The organism is Ruegeria sp. HKCCE4148 (assembly GCF_017872495.1).
GTDB lineage: Bacteria > Pseudomonadota > Alphaproteobacteria > Rhodobacterales > Rhodobacteraceae > Ruegeria.
Genome location: NZ_JAEDOS010000008.1, coordinates 1 through 14,788 on the forward strand (window position 1 = coordinate 1; position 14,788 = coordinate 14,788).

Annotated in this window: 15 protein-coding genes and 1 riboswitch; of the genes, 7 read left to right on the forward strand and 8 right to left on the reverse strand. The window is 55.4% G+C overall.

What is annotated here, in order from left to right:
- The first annotated feature begins 99 nt into the window (after positions 1-99).
- On the forward strand, positions 100-1,092 hold the full coding sequence (locus I9187_RS17450) for a helix-turn-helix domain-containing protein (protein ID WP_171177271.1): 993 nt from the start codon (positions 100-102) through the stop codon (positions 1,090-1,092).
- Positions 1,093-1,632: 540 nt separating this feature from the next.
- On the opposite strand, the gene I9187_RS17455 is transcribed toward I9187_RS17450, so the two are convergent.
- From I9187_RS17455 to I9187_RS17465, 3 genes are all read right to left on the reverse strand, one after another.
- Entirely contained in the window at positions 1,633-1,803 is a 171-nt protein-coding gene (locus tag I9187_RS17455) for a hypothetical protein (protein ID WP_171177269.1), read from the reverse strand.
- Between the two features lie 424 nt (positions 1,804-2,227).
- Positions 2,228-2,806 (reverse strand): peroxidase-related enzyme, encoded by a 579-nt coding sequence (locus tag I9187_RS17460; RefSeq protein ID WP_209509354.1) that lies wholly within the window; start codon positions 2,804-2,806, stop codon positions 2,228-2,230.
- A 125-nt stretch (positions 2,807-2,931) separates the two neighbouring features.
- A complete protein-coding gene (locus I9187_RS17465) occupies positions 2,932-4,017 on the reverse strand; it encodes a hypothetical protein (RefSeq protein ID WP_171177263.1) in 1,086 nt (361 codons plus the stop codon).
- Between the two features lie 96 nt (positions 4,018-4,113).
- Between I9187_RS17465 and I9187_RS17470 the strand changes: the two genes are divergently transcribed.
- A complete protein-coding gene (locus tag I9187_RS17470) occupies positions 4,114-5,037 on the forward strand; it encodes a LysR substrate-binding domain-containing protein (RefSeq protein WP_171177261.1) in 924 nt (307 codons plus the stop codon).
- Between the two features lie 477 nt (positions 5,038-5,514).
- Positions 5,515-5,832 carry a hypothetical protein gene (locus I9187_RS17475; RefSeq protein WP_174827342.1) on the forward strand — a complete coding sequence of 106 codons (318 nt, stop codon included), beginning with the start codon at positions 5,515-5,517 and terminating at the stop codon, positions 5,830-5,832.
- On the opposite strand, the gene I9187_RS17480 is transcribed toward I9187_RS17475, so the two are convergent.
- From I9187_RS17480 to I9187_RS17500, 5 genes are read right to left on the reverse strand one after another with little or no spacing between them, the layout of a single operon-like run.
- Positions 5,769-6,425 (reverse strand): ABC transporter ATP-binding protein, encoded by a 657-nt coding sequence (locus tag I9187_RS17480; protein WP_171177259.1) that lies wholly within the window; start codon positions 6,423-6,425, stop codon positions 5,769-5,771. The two genes, I9187_RS17475 and I9187_RS17480, sit on opposite strands and share 64 nt — an antisense overlap.
- The gene (gene cbiQ, locus I9187_RS17485; RefSeq protein WP_171177257.1) at positions 6,422-7,204 is read right to left on the reverse strand and encodes a cobalt ECF transporter T component CbiQ; all 783 of its coding nucleotides are present in this window, start codon (positions 7,202-7,204) and stop codon (positions 6,422-6,424) included. The genes I9187_RS17480 and cbiQ overlap by 4 nt, the downstream gene beginning before the upstream one ends.
- Positions 7,204-7,785 (reverse strand): cobalt ABC transporter permease, encoded by a 582-nt coding sequence (locus tag I9187_RS17490; protein WP_209940280.1) that lies wholly within the window; start codon positions 7,783-7,785, stop codon positions 7,204-7,206. The genes cbiQ and I9187_RS17490 overlap by 1 nt, the downstream gene beginning before the upstream one ends.
- Complete coding sequence (gene cbiM, locus I9187_RS17495) at positions 7,782-8,393, reverse strand: cobalt transporter CbiM (protein ID WP_171235057.1); 612 nt, start codon at positions 8,391-8,393, stop codon at positions 7,782-7,784. Before cbiM ends, I9187_RS17490 begins: the two co-directional genes overlap by 4 nt.
- A gap of 5 nt (positions 8,394-8,398) precedes the next feature.
- Positions 8,399-9,184: a DUF4198 domain-containing protein gene (locus I9187_RS17500; RefSeq protein WP_171177249.1), complete on the reverse strand. Its 786-nt coding sequence runs from the start codon at positions 9,182-9,184 to the stop codon at positions 8,399-8,401.
- 128 nt (positions 9,185-9,312) lie between these two features.
- Positions 9,313-9,516, reverse strand: a riboswitch (cobalamin riboswitch).
- Between the two features lie 260 nt (positions 9,517-9,776).
- Between I9187_RS17500 and I9187_RS17505 the strand changes: the two genes are divergently transcribed.
- The 4 genes from I9187_RS17505 to I9187_RS17520 are packed head-to-tail and all read left to right on the forward strand — an operon-like array spanning position 9,777 to position 14,787.
- The gene (locus I9187_RS17505; RefSeq protein WP_171177248.1) at positions 9,777-10,937 is read left to right on the forward strand and encodes a substrate-binding domain-containing protein; all 1,161 of its coding nucleotides are present in this window, start codon (positions 9,777-9,779) and stop codon (positions 10,935-10,937) included.
- Entirely contained in the window at positions 10,934-12,289 is a 1,356-nt protein-coding gene (locus I9187_RS17510; protein ID WP_171177246.1) for an extracellular solute-binding protein, read from the forward strand. Before I9187_RS17505 ends, I9187_RS17510 begins: the two co-directional genes overlap by 4 nt.
- Positions 12,290-12,346: 57 nt before the next feature.
- Positions 12,347-13,579 carry a sugar ABC transporter permease gene (locus I9187_RS17515; RefSeq protein ID WP_209940281.1) on the forward strand — a complete coding sequence of 411 codons (1,233 nt, stop codon included), beginning with the start codon at positions 12,347-12,349 and terminating at the stop codon, positions 13,577-13,579.
- Complete coding sequence (locus I9187_RS17520) at positions 13,579-14,787, forward strand: carbohydrate ABC transporter permease (RefSeq protein WP_171177242.1); 1,209 nt, start codon at positions 13,579-13,581, stop codon at positions 14,785-14,787. Before I9187_RS17515 ends, I9187_RS17520 begins: the two co-directional genes overlap by 1 nt.
- The last annotated feature ends 1 nt before the right edge of the window (position 14,788 follow it).

Sequence of the window (14,788 nt, forward strand, 5' to 3'; positions counted from 1 at the left end):
ATCCCATAACAAAACCCCGCCAAAACATAGGCGGGGTTTTCGCCAATCGGAAACTTCCCAAACAATTTGGCACTGACCAAACCAAGGTTGGTACATCCAATGAAACACTACGTTGTCACGAATGATCACGAGAATGCTGCCAAAGGCTCTGCCCCGGTGTCAGATCGGTTACAATTCATCGATGTCGTTTTGTACCGAAACTCTGACAAAGCCTCTGCTGAACTGATTATGGAGTTTTACCGGGCGCTGAACACTTTGGTGGAAAAACACACCTATGTTGTGAATTTACGTGTCCTTGCTAGAGAGCCAGTAGGAGGTCCGCTGTATTGGGCCGGACGTACCGCGATTTTTTGGGGGGATTTTGAACGCGCCTGGTGCCCCACTGCAGCTGAAAGGTCCTGGGTGAATCAGGTGCTGAACTTGTCCCCCAGGTCTGTTCTTGTAGGGGGGGCGGTGATGCTGCTGGCCCAACTCGGAAGTGCTGACAGAAGCACAGCAGCCGTGCATTCGGGTTTCGAAGCCGCAGCGCTGGAACTGGGGATTGGAAACAGCGGAACTTCGATCCATTTTCCCCCAGATGGGCGCACGCACAGCGCAAACACACGGATCAGCGCCCTACGTCTGCTGGCCGAGTTTGTGTCAATGGATCATGGTGAGCATTTGGCAGACACGTTGCGGCGGTATGTCGGGCTGGCCGAACCCAAGGGTGCAACTGAAAGCCAGGTCGCAAATCGCCTCATTCGAAAGTCCAATGGAGACAGGCTTGTGAGCCTTGCCGTGGATACAATGCTGGATAACATCGAAGACCCGCTCAGGATTTCTGAGCTTTCTGAACTGGTCGGGACGTCCATCCGGCAGCTTCAGCGAAGGTTCTTGTGTAAAACGGGCATGACTCTTTTGGACACATATAAGGAACTCCGCCTTGAGAGGTCCAACAGTCTTTTGAAGTATACTGACATGCCACTTGTTGAGGTCGCATCTGCAACTGGTTTTTCGTCCCGAACGGCAATGTCGCGGGCCTTTATTAAACGTTACAAATTACGCCCAGAACAGGTTCGGAACGGACGGTTTCTTGGACACATGTCTGCTTGAATTAGCAGTTGCGGGTTTCCAGCGATCTAGCGGTACGGGCGATAGGTGCTGTGGCCGGATCAAGGGTAGCTGTCCCGATGACTTGGCCGTTTTCAACAAGCTGTATTATTACTGCCCTGTCGCGGCGTTTCCTGTTGGACATTTACGTCAAGAATTTGGACAGCAGTTTTGACCAATGGCACACCTTTTCCGAGGTTTTCTGCTGCCGCCTCTTTCGTTGATTTTAGCCATAGTTGTCGCGCTGCTGTGGTACGCCCACCGATGAGCCATAGGTTGTCCAACACCCTCGCCGCGCTTTCAAGATAGCCCTGATTTTTTCTTTTGGCTCATCCGGTCCCACGTTCGTTAGGCTTGGCTGAGGCGAGGATTGCCGCGCAGTTTTTCTACGTTGCGCAACGAAAAATCCCAATACAGCGGATTGAACGGGCTAGCTTTCGGGTCGGTTTTTTGCTTTACATCATATCGGCACGTGTCGCTATTATCCGACATTTTGTTGATGTAATTGCTGCTGGCCGCATAGGGTTTCGATCCCAGCAATCCTCAGTCGGCAAACTGACTCAAGCTAATGACATTGGAGGCTTCGACCGCGTTCAGCGGGGCATGACCGTCATAATAGGCGCGTTTAACCCGTCGGCAGATTTCCAGTGGATACAGCAGCCCGGCGTTCAGATACTGAGCTAGGACCGAATAATAATGAAACGGTTCACCCATCTAAATCGCGTCCTGACAGTCACCGAAATGCGGTAAGGCCGTCTGCACAAAGTGCTCCAGCGCGTTGTCCCGTGTTGCGGCAAACAAGAACGGTATCACGCGCGGCGATGCCCCGACGCAGCGCGGCGATCTTGGGGGGTCAGCTGATCGCCAAGGACGACAATTATCCTGAGGTGCGTTTCTTCCATTGGCTTGGAGCGAGGACATCAGAGCAAGTTGGCCAGATCAAACCGAGCGTATGCGCTTTGGTCTGGCTGGCTAATCCCGCCATTGGCAAAACGCGTGAAAACTGAAGTCTTCTTCTCTGAGCGTTTGCCAGTTTCCGTGGCGTAAAAGGTTGAACCAAGAGCGCCTCACTCAAGGTCTTCGGCGAAATCAGGATGGTTGTCGATTGACAATGAAACCAGCACGCGTCGCGCTCAGGTCATTCGTCGGCATAGTACCCTACGACATCGCCATCCGTTGTGACGCCCAATCCGTTGAGCAATCGATTGGCATAATTGAAATAGCCGACGATCTGGTTGATTTCGAGAATCTCGCCGTCGTCCCAACCTGCGTGTCTCAGTGCGGTGACGTCGGATTCAACCATAGTGCCAGGCGACACAGTGAGCTTTTCGGCGTAGATCAAGGCCTCTAGATGTTCGCCGTCGAACGCATCCTGCGGTCGTTGCGCCTTGAGCGCGGCCTCGATCTTGTCCGCCCGCGCGTCATCCCCGATCAGATGCCGCGCGTTGGCCCAGTGATTTGCGTAGGAATACGGGCATGTGTTCAACGTCGAAACATAAGAACTGACCACTTCCTGAAACCACATTGGGATCGTGTTGCTGTCATCGTGCAAGCAGGCGCGATACAAAACCACATGCCCTTTCATGGTATTGGGGCGCAGGGAATGCACGCGCATAACGTTGTCCACCGTTCCATGCGGAGTTCGCGCAAGGTCCAGAACGGCCTTAAGCGGCGCTTCGGCCTCTTCATCAGATATCATCCTGATCCAGGCAGACAAATTTGGTTCCTTCCTTGTATTCATAGCCCAGGTTTTGAGCGATCGTTGGTGTCACGCCACGTTTGTTTGGCGAATTCCGTATCTTGGTGAACCAATGTAGAGCGCGCGCATTAGTGTCAGTATGATTAACCTGTTTTGCGCAACCCGATATCTGTGTCGGGATGGGCAAATAGCCCTGCGGCGCAAGGATACCGGCTTAGTATCTCTGAACCGCGCGGCAGACGATCGGCGTAAAAACGCCCGCTCTGCCAATAGGTTGTGCCGTCGATGACAATGGTCGGGTCGATCACGTTCCAGCTGATTTCACCGGGAGCGTAAGCACCACATGTGTGGAAATGCAAGATGCGCGGATTGCCGAATGCCGCCCCGCCCCACCGTTCATAGTTCTCACGCATGTCCCAGGGGTAGCCGCATCCGGGATGAATGCCAGCATGCCAGGAATGCACAAAGTTCCGGTCAATTTCGAACTGTTCGGCCACCCGATCATAATGAGTCTCTGCCCGCGCTACATCTGAAGGATGCCCCTCGAACCCGGTCAGGCGGCCTTGATCTAGGCGCGCAAGAACGGGATGAGTGAATTCGGTAGTGTAACCTTCATAGTATTTTGATCCGGTCCCTGTCAGGAAGGTCAGGGCCACTTGGCCAGAGAAGCTGTGTGCAGGGACAGGCGTGAAAACCGACATCGGGAAGCGCAGGATGGAGGTATCACCCGAAGGGTCCAGGTTCATTTCAGGCCGCCCCCGCACATCCGTGCCAAGGGGGCACGTGAAACGCACTTCCTGCGCGGTATTTAGTACAGAGTTGATCTCGGCCTTGAGTTCCATGAAGGCGTCGTGGTGCCCGTTCGAAAACCCCGACCCGAATTGTTCGCGGCTGAGGGCAAAGCTGACGATGATCTTTTTGCCCTTGGGCATTTGCGAAAACCGTAGCTGATCTCCGAGGCGGGCCAGAAACAGGATAACATCGGCGGTTTCGAACCTTTTAAGCAAGTCCACAGGCAGATGCGGAGTGTCAGGGTTGAACCCCACATCAACCGTTTCGACGGACAGGCCCATGGACTTGGCAACACGCGAGACGATTTCGACACTGTCCGCGTCGAAATACCCGTACTCTGGCGGTTCGTAGACGATCAGCAGCCGGTCTCCGGCCGTTGCATGGGCACAGTTTGCCAACAGGTTTTGCGCGCCACGTTCCGGCGTGATGTCCGACATTCGCGTCTCCCATAGGATCGAATTGGTCAAGGTTACGCCAGGGGCTTGCAGCCAATCTATTTGAAAGTATTAATGAGTGACATTAGAGTTACTAATATGATCTTGAACTTGCCCTATTCCGCACTAAGAGCGTTCGAGGCCGTCGTCCGACATTCGGGGTTTTCACCCGCTGCTACCGAATTGGGCGTCAGCCAGAGCGCTGTCAGTCAGCATGTGCGCAGCCTTGAGGAATGGTTGGGGCGCGAGCTTTTGGTGCGGGGCGCACGTCAGTCGCGCCCAACCCGTGAAGGAGAGTTGTTGGCCCTTGCGATCTCGGAAGGACTGGGGCGCATCTCGGATGTATGCGCACAACTCAGGGATAAAACACGCTCGGATCGGACAATCGTTATCTCATGTCTGCCGGGTTTTGCGTTCAACTGGTTGTTTCCACGACTTTTACGCTTTGACATGGCCCACCCGAACCTGTCGATATCGATAGCAACCGATACCGGACAATTCCCGTTTTCCGGTGCGGATGCGGATATCGGAATTCGCTATGGCTTGGGCGATTTTCCGGGCTGTCAGGTCGATTTACTTATGACAGAGCAGCTGTTTCCGGTTTGCGCGCCGTCGTTGTTGCCGGACCTTCGCAAGGTCGATGACCTCGCACGTCACACGATGTTGGTGGACGAGAATCTACATCACAGAGCGGCGAGCCCCACATGGGAATTCTGGGCGCGGCGCTGTGGCCTGACCTTGCCAGCCGCGCTGCGGACACGGCGACTGGGGCAGTCAAACATGGTTGTTCAGGCGGCGATTGAAGGATTAGGTGTGGCACTGGGGCGCGAGCCTTTGGTCATTGACATGATGGCAGACGGGCGTTTGGTCCGACCCTTTGCGGAAATGACCCAATCGCCGTTGTCTTATTGGCTGGTCCGACCGCACGAAACCAAGGGTAGCGAAAAGGTTGCCGAATTCTTGAGCTGGATTCATTCCGAGGTTGCTGCGCAACCTGACATCCCTCCGCCGGCTTCAGTTTGAAATTAGTCAGGCTTATACAACCCATTACTACTCTGACATGGCATGGCGGCGTTTGGGCGCCCATACTTTAGCAAGCCAAATGATGGATTGGCGGGCAATCGATGTTTCTGAGAAATTGCTGGTAAGTTGTGGCCTTGAGAAAAAATATCGGGCGCGTGCTGAAGGCCGAAACGTTTCTGGCTAAGAACATCGTTTTCTTCCGGCAGGAAGATGGCACCCCGGTGTCGTTTCCGAGCGATTGCGACCGGCTTCAGCATTACGAGATGTGCCTGCCTGCTATCGCGCTGAACAGATCCGTTTACGCGCCTGTTGGAACCGGTGGCTATGGCAACCCCCATTCGACAAGATCTAAGTCAATATCTCGTACAATTTCATGACGCCGTTTGACGAGGACCGAACCCGGTACTTTTGGTTTCAGCACCGAAACACAGACCCCGATAACGCAGAGGTTTTAAAGTTCATGAATGACGCATGCGGATGGCGTTTCTCGAAGACAAAGGGGTGTTGGAGCAGGTGCATCTGGGTATTAAGCACGCCAAGACACCCTATATTGATCTTGGTCTGGATAAGGGCGCAAAACTGTTCCGCAAAGCACTGGACAGCGCTATCGAAGCTGAAACGACATCCATGGGCACCACAGCGCGGGCTTACCGGCCTTTTCCGTATACCGTTTCGCCTGATGAGGGGCAGGGGGCCGATGTGTTGACCAATCGTCGGCAAAGCGCAGCAGTTCAAAATCCCGCGGCGACAAGTCTACCGTTTCTCAATTCAAGCGTGTCCGGGGCCAATGCCTGACGGAAGGATGGCGCATGGCTGACCAGTAAAATGGCCTGTGGCAAACCCTGTAGTATCTCCAGCAGGCGGGCTTCGTTCTGGATATCGAGCGCATTTGTTGGTTCGTCCAATAACAGTGCCCGGGGTTCCATCGCCAATACGGTGGCAAGGGTCACAAGACGCTTTTCGCCCCCCGACAATTTATGTGTTATGCGATCACGCAAGTGCATCAAGTCTAGATCAGAGAGAACTCTGTCGACGATGGCGAGAGCATCGTCCTTGTTGCGCCCTAGATTGAGAGGCCCAAACGCGATGTCTTCTGCCACAGTGGGGCAAAACAGCTGATCGTCAGGGTCTTGAAACACCAGTCCGATCTCGCGGCGAACCTCGTGAAAATCGGCCTCGGTGCGCCGATCTTTTCCAAGGGCGATCACACTACCCGAGGTTGGCTTTTGCAAACCAAGCGCAATTCCAAACAGGGTGGATTTCCCTGCTCCGTTAGGTCCTGCAATCGACAGGCGTTGCCCTGGTTCAAGCGTAAGCGAGGCGCCGTCCAGTACGGGTGCTTGACCGGGATAGGCGAAATGAATGTCTTCCAGCTTGAGGATCGTCATGCGAAATCCAGACAAAGAAGCCCAATGCACACTATGCATAGAGTCGCCGCAAACACGTAGTCGCGCAGGGTCAGGTTAAATTCCTGCAGCAAGAGAAGCCGTCCAGAGAACCCTCGGCATTTCATCGCTGCTAAGATTCGCTCGGACCGTTCGATGGCGCGGACCAACATCATGCCAACCAGATAGCCAAAGCTGCGATACGTGTGCCAATTAGTGCCCGGTCGAAACCCACGGACCTTCATCGCCGCGCGCAGGCGCATATATTCCTCGCGTAAAACTTCGATGTAGCGAATGGTAAACATCAGAAGGTGGACGAGTGCTTCGGGACAGCGCAGTTTATGCAACGCGTGGCCAAGCGTAACCGGTTCCATCGTTCCAACCAGAACCATCAGGGACAATATGACGGCGTTAGCTGTCAGCGCAATCTCAGTGGCTTTCCAAAGGCCTTGCCAACTGGCCGGAAACCCAAACAAGTTGAACATCGCATCCCCGGGCGTGGTAAATGGCAAAAGTACCAACATGAAGATGATAAAGCTGTCCATCATCGCCATACGTTTGAGCGTTCGGCGAATGGGCAGGCGAGACATCAGCAGCACTCCGATAGAAACAGCCAATGCCGCAATCAGCCCTGGAATGGTGCTGAGCGAGACCGTGACAATGGAAAAAACACTCGCCACCACGATCCGCATCCGAGGATCCAAGCCTTGGATCACCCAAAAGGATGCACCCGTACCAGTCTCGGCCAATGTCTTGGCCTGGGGTTCCAGGGCGTGGGCCATCAGGAGGTCATCTTCTTGCGTGCGGCGATGTAAAAGCCGATTCCGAACAAACCAATGATGTAACCGATGCCACCCAGGATCGTTTGCAGATCATTGTGTTCACGATAGGAGGCAATCTCGCGTCGCAGCGGGCGGGTTTCGTCTCGGACCGCCTGAGCAATTGCGGCGCGTTCTTCGTTCGTCAATGATGCAACAGTCACCTGCGTCCCACCTTCCTTAGGGGCAATCATTGCGGCAGTTTCGACCACGTCAGCTTCAACACCCATTATCGCCGCGACATCGGCAGCAGGCATGGTGACTTCTGCCACATGCCCCGCGCCCAAGTCTGCTTTGAACGTGTGTTCTACCGGGTTGGTCGGGGTGTAAAGGAAGAAACCATCTGTATCGGTCAGTGTTCGTCCCAACTCAGCACCATCGGGCCCGTACACGATGACTTTTTGGTTTTGCGCCATATCGCCGTTTGAAAAGCCCAATTCGCCTTCGATTGCATCGCCTGCAGGAAAGACCCCTGCGATAACTTTGTGGGCCAGCGCAGGAAGCGGCATCAGTGACAACGCAAAAACAACGAGCAGTTGCCTCATGCCGATGCGCCTTTATAAAAGAGTTCTGGTTTAACCTGACGAGCCAGTAAAATGGCGAACCCGGTCAGAACCGCTTCGACGGCCATGACAGGGACGTGAGCAAATAACACAAGCTTCGCAGCCGGCAGGAATTCGTCGCCCGACAGCGCCAGCGATACTGCGACAAAAGCCGTCGTAGCTGCGATTGAGAAAGCGCCGCCTATGCCGCCCCAAACTGCTCCTTGAACAGGCGTGCCCTTGGCGATCAGACGACCGAAGATTATCCATGTAAGCACCGCCGGAAGGGCGATGTTGACTGTGTTGATCCCAAGCACTGTCAGTCCTCCAAAGCCGAAGAACACAGCCTGAAGCAGCAAGCCAACAAAAAGCGCCGGAAAGGCCGCCCAGCCGAGCAAAAGCCCGGCCAGACCGTTCAGGATCAAATGCACAGAGGACGGGCCGATCGGAACATGGATCAGTGAGGCGACAAAAAAGCTGGCTGACAACACCCCGGCAGTGGGAATGCGATCCAGGTCCAGCGATTTCAGCCCCATGGCGATCCCGCCTGCTGCCGCGATTGCGCCGCCAATCACAACAGGGTTCGAAAGGGCTCCGTCCACAATATGCATATGGGTTACTCCAGATCCCAGGCGCGGATCCAGATCACAGCGTCCTGACTTAGTTCTTTGCCTTCATGTTCAGTCTTCGGGCCCGAACCCAACGCTGCGAAACCCCAGTAGCCTGCTTTTGGCACGCCAAAGGTGAAATAGCCGTTTTCGTCCGAAATTGCGACCAGTGCGCCGCCTGGCAGTGGGGAAGCAGTTGCGTTTTTTGCGCCGTTTCCGGCCAAGTCGGGTTCCGCGGCCATGTATTCGATTTCAATCTCTACGCCAGCCACTGGGTTGCCCTCGCTCAATACACGTCCCGTGAAGGTCGAGCCAGCGATGATGTTATAGGGCTTGTTCAGCGGCAGTATTTCGGTAGCCAAACCTTGCGGCTGGTCCCAGTCGGTGGGCAGCTCGTTTCGGTTCAGATATGCCTTGGTGACCTGCTGGATATAGATATCCTCAGATTCCTCGTAATAAGGCGCAGGTACCGTTACCACGACGTAATCGCCAGAACGTTTCACTGGAACCGAGCCCAAAAAGGCCTTGGCCGTGTTCTCGGGGCCTTCGAACGTGGTTTCTTCCAACGTACCCAACAAATCGGTCTTTTCGCCGTTGTGGATCACATAAAATTCTTCTGGCTTTTCCAGGGTCATCACGTGCCCGGCTTCAAACGGATGCCAGAAGACCAACTTGACCGGAACGTCACCAGGACGATCAATCATGGTATCTTCGGTGTATTCCAGCAGGAAATGAGCCTGAGCCATCGCAGGCAATGCAATGGCAGCTGTTGCCGCCAACAAAAAGTGTTTCACAAACAAGTCCTTCTCACGTCGCGCCTTCCCCGGCACGCATTGGTTTTTGACATTGGGGAATGCGAAACCATTTGCTCAAATAGGCAAACAGTTTCGGCGCACACCCCGTCGCCGACGATCAACGCCCATTCCGAGGGCGCATGTTCGGCAGGTCTCCTGACTTGCGGGTCAAAACGCTTGGCTGGCCTTCCCGGGCATATCCCAGTGGCACGATCAGCCGCGCTCGCCGCTTACAGTTGCGGGGGCAGTTGCAGAATTGGCGAAGAAAAAGCCGCACTGCATTCCCTATTGCCTCCGGGTGAGTCCCCGGAACCGAACATGGCGCGTTGATGGCAGAAAAACTTGTACACGGTCAACTCTCGTTTGCGGCATCGCTTAGGGCAATACCGAATTTCAATAAGGTGTTTCTGCCGTGTAGTTGCGGCTCGGTGCATAGAGGTGATCAGTGTCACTGTCTGACAATCAGTGCGGTGACCTCAGATTTGATGCCGAAGCATAAGTATCCCGGCTTGTGAAACCAGAAATTTACAATACGCACAAAAATTGGACTTTTCCATTGCCGAAACCGGTTTCGGAAACGCAAAATGATGGAATGACAGCGAATCTCAACACGCGACAGCGACAAATCCGATCCCGGCGCGCCTCGGCGACTGGACGGGTGAAGCTTGATGAACTGGCCGATCAACTCGGCCTTTCGAAAAGCACGGTGTCGCGGGCATTGAATGGGTATTCCGACATCTCAGAATCAACGCGAAAGCGGGTTGAGGTGACGGCGCGCAAGATGGGGTATCGCCCGCTCAGCCACGCTCAGGCCATCCGAACGGGGCGCGTGCGTGCCATTGCAATGGTCATCAACAGTGAAGAACCGGATCGGCACAATCCGTTTTTCCAAGACTTTCTGGCAGGGGCTTGTGAAGCTGCCAGTGCGTCTGACTGGACGATGACAATTTCGACCGCGAAGTCGAAACAGGACATGCTGAACATGCTGGGCCGTTTGGTTGAAGAACGTAAGGCCGACGGATTTATACTGCCGCGAGCCGAAGTCGATGATGCGCGCGTTGGATACCTGAAGGACTTGCAGGTGCCGTTCATCCTTTATGGGCGGACTGGCTATGGTCAGGTCGGGTTTCAGGACGATACGTCGTGGTTTGATATTTCCGGCGAAACAGCCATGAGCGACGCGGTCGAACGTCTGGCCCGTTTTGGTCACAGCCGTATCGGGTTTGTCGGCAGTGATCCAAAGTTCAACTACAGCCACCTGCGTCGGGATGGCTATGTCGACGGGCTTAGGGACGCAGGATTGCCAGTTGATCCCGAATTGATACGCGAAGGGGCCCGCACCCGCGAAGAAGGGGCCGCTGAAGCGCGCGCTTTATTGCGTCTTCCTGTCCCGCCGACCGCGATTGTATTTGCGACAGACCAAGCGGCACTGGGAAGCTACTCTGTCTGCGCAGAATTTGGCCTTGAGATCGGGCGCGATGTCTCGGTTCTTGGATATGACGGGGTCCCGGAATGCCAATACGCCAGCCCCGGGCTAACGACGTTCAGCGTCGACTCTAAACGGGCAGGTGAACGCCTTGCTACGATGCTGATACGTCAGACCCGAGGAGAAGAACCCGCAACTTTGCGCGAACTCAGTCAGGCGGTGCTGATTGAACGCGACTCTGACGGACCGCCGCTGCTGACCTCGAACGAGTTGGCGAAAAAAATCAAACGATCCATGGAAGACAATCGGGGAGGAAACCGACCATGAAACTTACACCAAAAGCAGCCAAGCTGATGCTCGGCTCTTCGTTGGCAATGGCGCTGACGGCAATGTCGGTACAGGCGGACACGATCCGTTTCTGGACGACCGAAGAGCAGCCCGAGCGTCTGGCGAAACAACAGGAAATGGCCGACCAGTTCAAGGCGCAGACCGGCACGACCGTTGAGGTGATCCCTGTCACAGAAACAGATTTGGGCACCCGCGCGACAGCAGCTTTTGCCGCAGGTGACTTGCCAGATGTGGTCTACCACCCGTTGCAGTACGCCCTGCCGTGGGCCGAAGCTGGCATTCTGGACACCGAAGCTGCGACCGAAGTGATCGAAGAACTGGGCGCTGATACTTTCGCTCCGGGTGCTTTGGGCATGGCTGCGTTCAATGGTGAAACCGCCTCGGTTCCGGTGGATGGCTGGACGCAAATGGTTGTGTACCGGAAGGACCTTTTTGAAGAGGCCGGTCTGGAAGCGCCCGACAGTTTTGCAGATATTCAGGCCGCACTTGAGGCGCTGCACAACCCGCCAGAAATGTATGGCTTTGTCTCGGCCACAAAAGTTGACGAGAACTTCATGAGCCAGGTGCTGGAGCATGTATTCCTGGCAAACGGCGTCAGCCCGGTTGGCCCCGATGGCTTCCAGCCGCTTGATGAGGCCAAGACCACCGAGGTTTTGGATTTCTACAAGGCCATTTCCAAAGCCTCGCCTCCGGGTGAACTTTTCTGGAAGCAATCGCGTGAGCTGTATTTCGACGGTAAAGCCGCGATGATCATCTGGTCGCCTTTCATTCTTGATGAACTGGCCGGTCTGCGGGACAGCGCCCCTCCGACCATCAACGACGACCCGACATCGCGCGATCTGGCCAGCAAGACCGGTATCGTGACCAAATTGTCGGGCCCGTCGAACCCCGATGGCGCGGCCTGGGGCGACGTGCGGTATTTCGGTATCACCAATGATGCGGACACCGACGCGGCCATGGAATTCGTAAGGTTTGCCATGGATGACGGCTATACCCAGACGCTGGCCATTGCGCCTGAGGGTAAGTTCCCCGTGCGCCGTGGTAATGCAGACAATCCGACTGCATTCTCTGAAGCCTGGGCGGAACTGCCTGTCGGTGTCGACCGTAAGGCCCCTCTGGGCGAGTTGTATGAACAGGCGATGATCGATGAGATCGTCGGTGGTCTGGACGTGGCGCAGCGTTGGGGCGTAGCCGAGGGTCAATTGGCGCTGGCGTCGAAAATGATCAACTCTCAGGCCATCAATCGTGTTGTACGTCAGTACATTGATGACGAGATCGACGCAGCCGCAGCGGTTGCAGCCATGAACGAAGAACTGGCGAAGGTTCAGTAATCAAGTGGCATCTGCAGCGGCGTGCGCGCCGCTGCACTTAACCCTTCGAGGTACCCCATGACTTCGGCCACCCCACCGACCGGAACCGGGGCGTTAGCCAAACGCGAGGCGCGTCTGGCCTGGACGCTGCTGGCTCCGACCGTGATCAGCGTATCGCTTGTGGTGATCTTGCCTTTGCTGGCAATCTTCTGGATCAGCTTCAAGCCATTTACCCTGTCCGATCTCCGCCCACCCGCACCGGTTGTGCGTGAAAGCCTGCGCGGATCGGGCGACGATCTGCGGATTGAATACCGTCTGCGCAACTCTAGTCAGGAGATCGCAATCGACGGCGTCACCCTTAGTGACGTTCTGCCCGACGGTGTCGTTGCGGGGGACGTTGCCGCCCCCTGCGTTTTGGACGGGCAGGACCTGTTTTGTGACTTCGGCACTCTGGAAGGGGGCCAGCGTGAGCGTATCCGCATTCCTGTTGCCGTCGACGGCGATCCCGATGCCTTTGAAGACGTGGTCGAAGCGTCAGAACCGCGTTTGACTGGTAGTGGACCGAACGTTCTGACCAACTTTGAATTCAGCCTCGAAAACTATGCTCGCGTCTTTGACGGAGCTGAGTTCTGGGGCGTGCTTTGGGTAACGTTGTTTTACACGGTGTTCGGGACCATTGGCGCCTTGGTTATGGGCCTGTTTGCAGCGCTTTTGCTGAACAAGAGCGTCAAAGGGCAGGGGGTCATCCGGGGCCTTTACTTGTTTCCCTATGTCGCTCCTGTCATTGCGGTGGCCTTTACCTGGGTCACGCTGTTTGATCCGTTTTCGGGTTCAGCCAATGCGCTCTTGATCCAGATGGGTCTGACCAGTGCGCCGATCAACTTTTTCGGCGAACGCCCTCTGGCACTGATCATGGTCACGGTGTTCGAAATCTGGCGCTATTTCCCGCTGTCTTTCCTGTTCATTCTGGCGCGGATGCAATCCATTGATAGCAGCATGTATGAAGCCGCTGATATGGATGGAGCGTCGCCCTTCCAGAAGTTCTGGTTGCTGAGCATCCCGCAATTGTTGGGCATCCTGTCGGTACTGTTCCTTCTGCGCTTTATCTGGACGTTCAACAAGTTCGACGACATTTTCCTGCTGACCGGTGGTAATGCGGGTACCCGCACACTGACTGTGAATGTCTATGAGCAGGCGTTTGCGATCTCAAACATCGGGGCAGGCGCGGCGGTGGCCGTGGTCATCCTGCTGTGCCTGATCGCCTTCAGCTTTGTCTTCTTCCGCTTCATCAGCCGTGAGGAGGGTTTGTGATGCGCAAAGGTTTCATCACTGGCCCGGTTCTGGGCGCACTCTGGTTGGTCATCATTTCAACCACCGTTTCCGTCACCATGTCCTTCGCCACGGGCGCAGCGTTTCGCCCGCAGGTGGGGTTGAGCCTGATCTGGGGCGCGGTGGCAGGTCTTACCTATGTTGCGTTTCCGGCGCGTCATGCTCCGGCGCGTTTGGCGATCTCTGTGCTGCTGGGTTTGTCTTGCCTAAGCGGTTTGGGTCCCGTTCTGATTGGTCCGGATACGACGCTGCAGGCAAGCCTAACTACTGTCATCGCTGTTGCGGTTGTCATGCACCTGTCATTGGCCGAGATCCTTAAGGAACTGCCCTTCACCGAACTGACACGCCATGAATTCGAAGATGCGGTGATCCGCTTTTGCACCGGATTCGGGTACATCTTTTTCACGGCAATTGTCGTCATCCCCTTCTATGTGATGGTGATGACCAGCCTGAAATCTCAGCAGGCGCTATTGCAGAACCCGCTGGATTTTTCCGTTGATCTGAGCCAGGGCACTGCACTGTTCCGCAGCTATACCGAGCTGTTCCGCGACTTCAATTTCGGCACTTATCTCTGGACGTCCTTCTACGTCTCGGTCCTGACAGTATTCATCACGTTGCTGTTCAGTGTCCCCGGTGCCTACGCGGTGGCGCGGTTCCGGTTCAAAGGGCAAAAGGCGTTTTCGCGGTCGATCCTGCTGATCTACATGGTTCCGATGATCGTTCTGGCGCTGCCGATTTATATCGCGTTTTCGCTTACGGGCCTACGGAACTCGATCCTCGGCATTGTCATGATCTACCCGGTCACGACGATCCCCGTCGCGCTTTACATGCTGCAAGGCTATTTCCGTGGTCTGCCCACCGAAGTGGAAGAGGCTGGTCTGATGGATGGTCTGTCGCGTCTGGCCGTGATTTGGAAGATCACCCTGCCGCTCAGCCTGCCTGCGCTGGCCTCGGTCTCGCTCTATGTCTTTATGATCGCCTGGAATGAATTCTTGCTTGCCTTCATGCTGCTGGACGATCCGTCGAAATTTACCCTGACCCGAGGCGTCACGATGCTGAACTCCTCGGAAATTCCCCGACAACATCTCATGGCTGGCGCGGTAATCGCCACTTTGCCGATCATGGCGTTGTTCCTGGGGCTTGAACGTTTCATGACCAAAGGCCTGACTGCGGGGTCCGTCAAAGGATGAC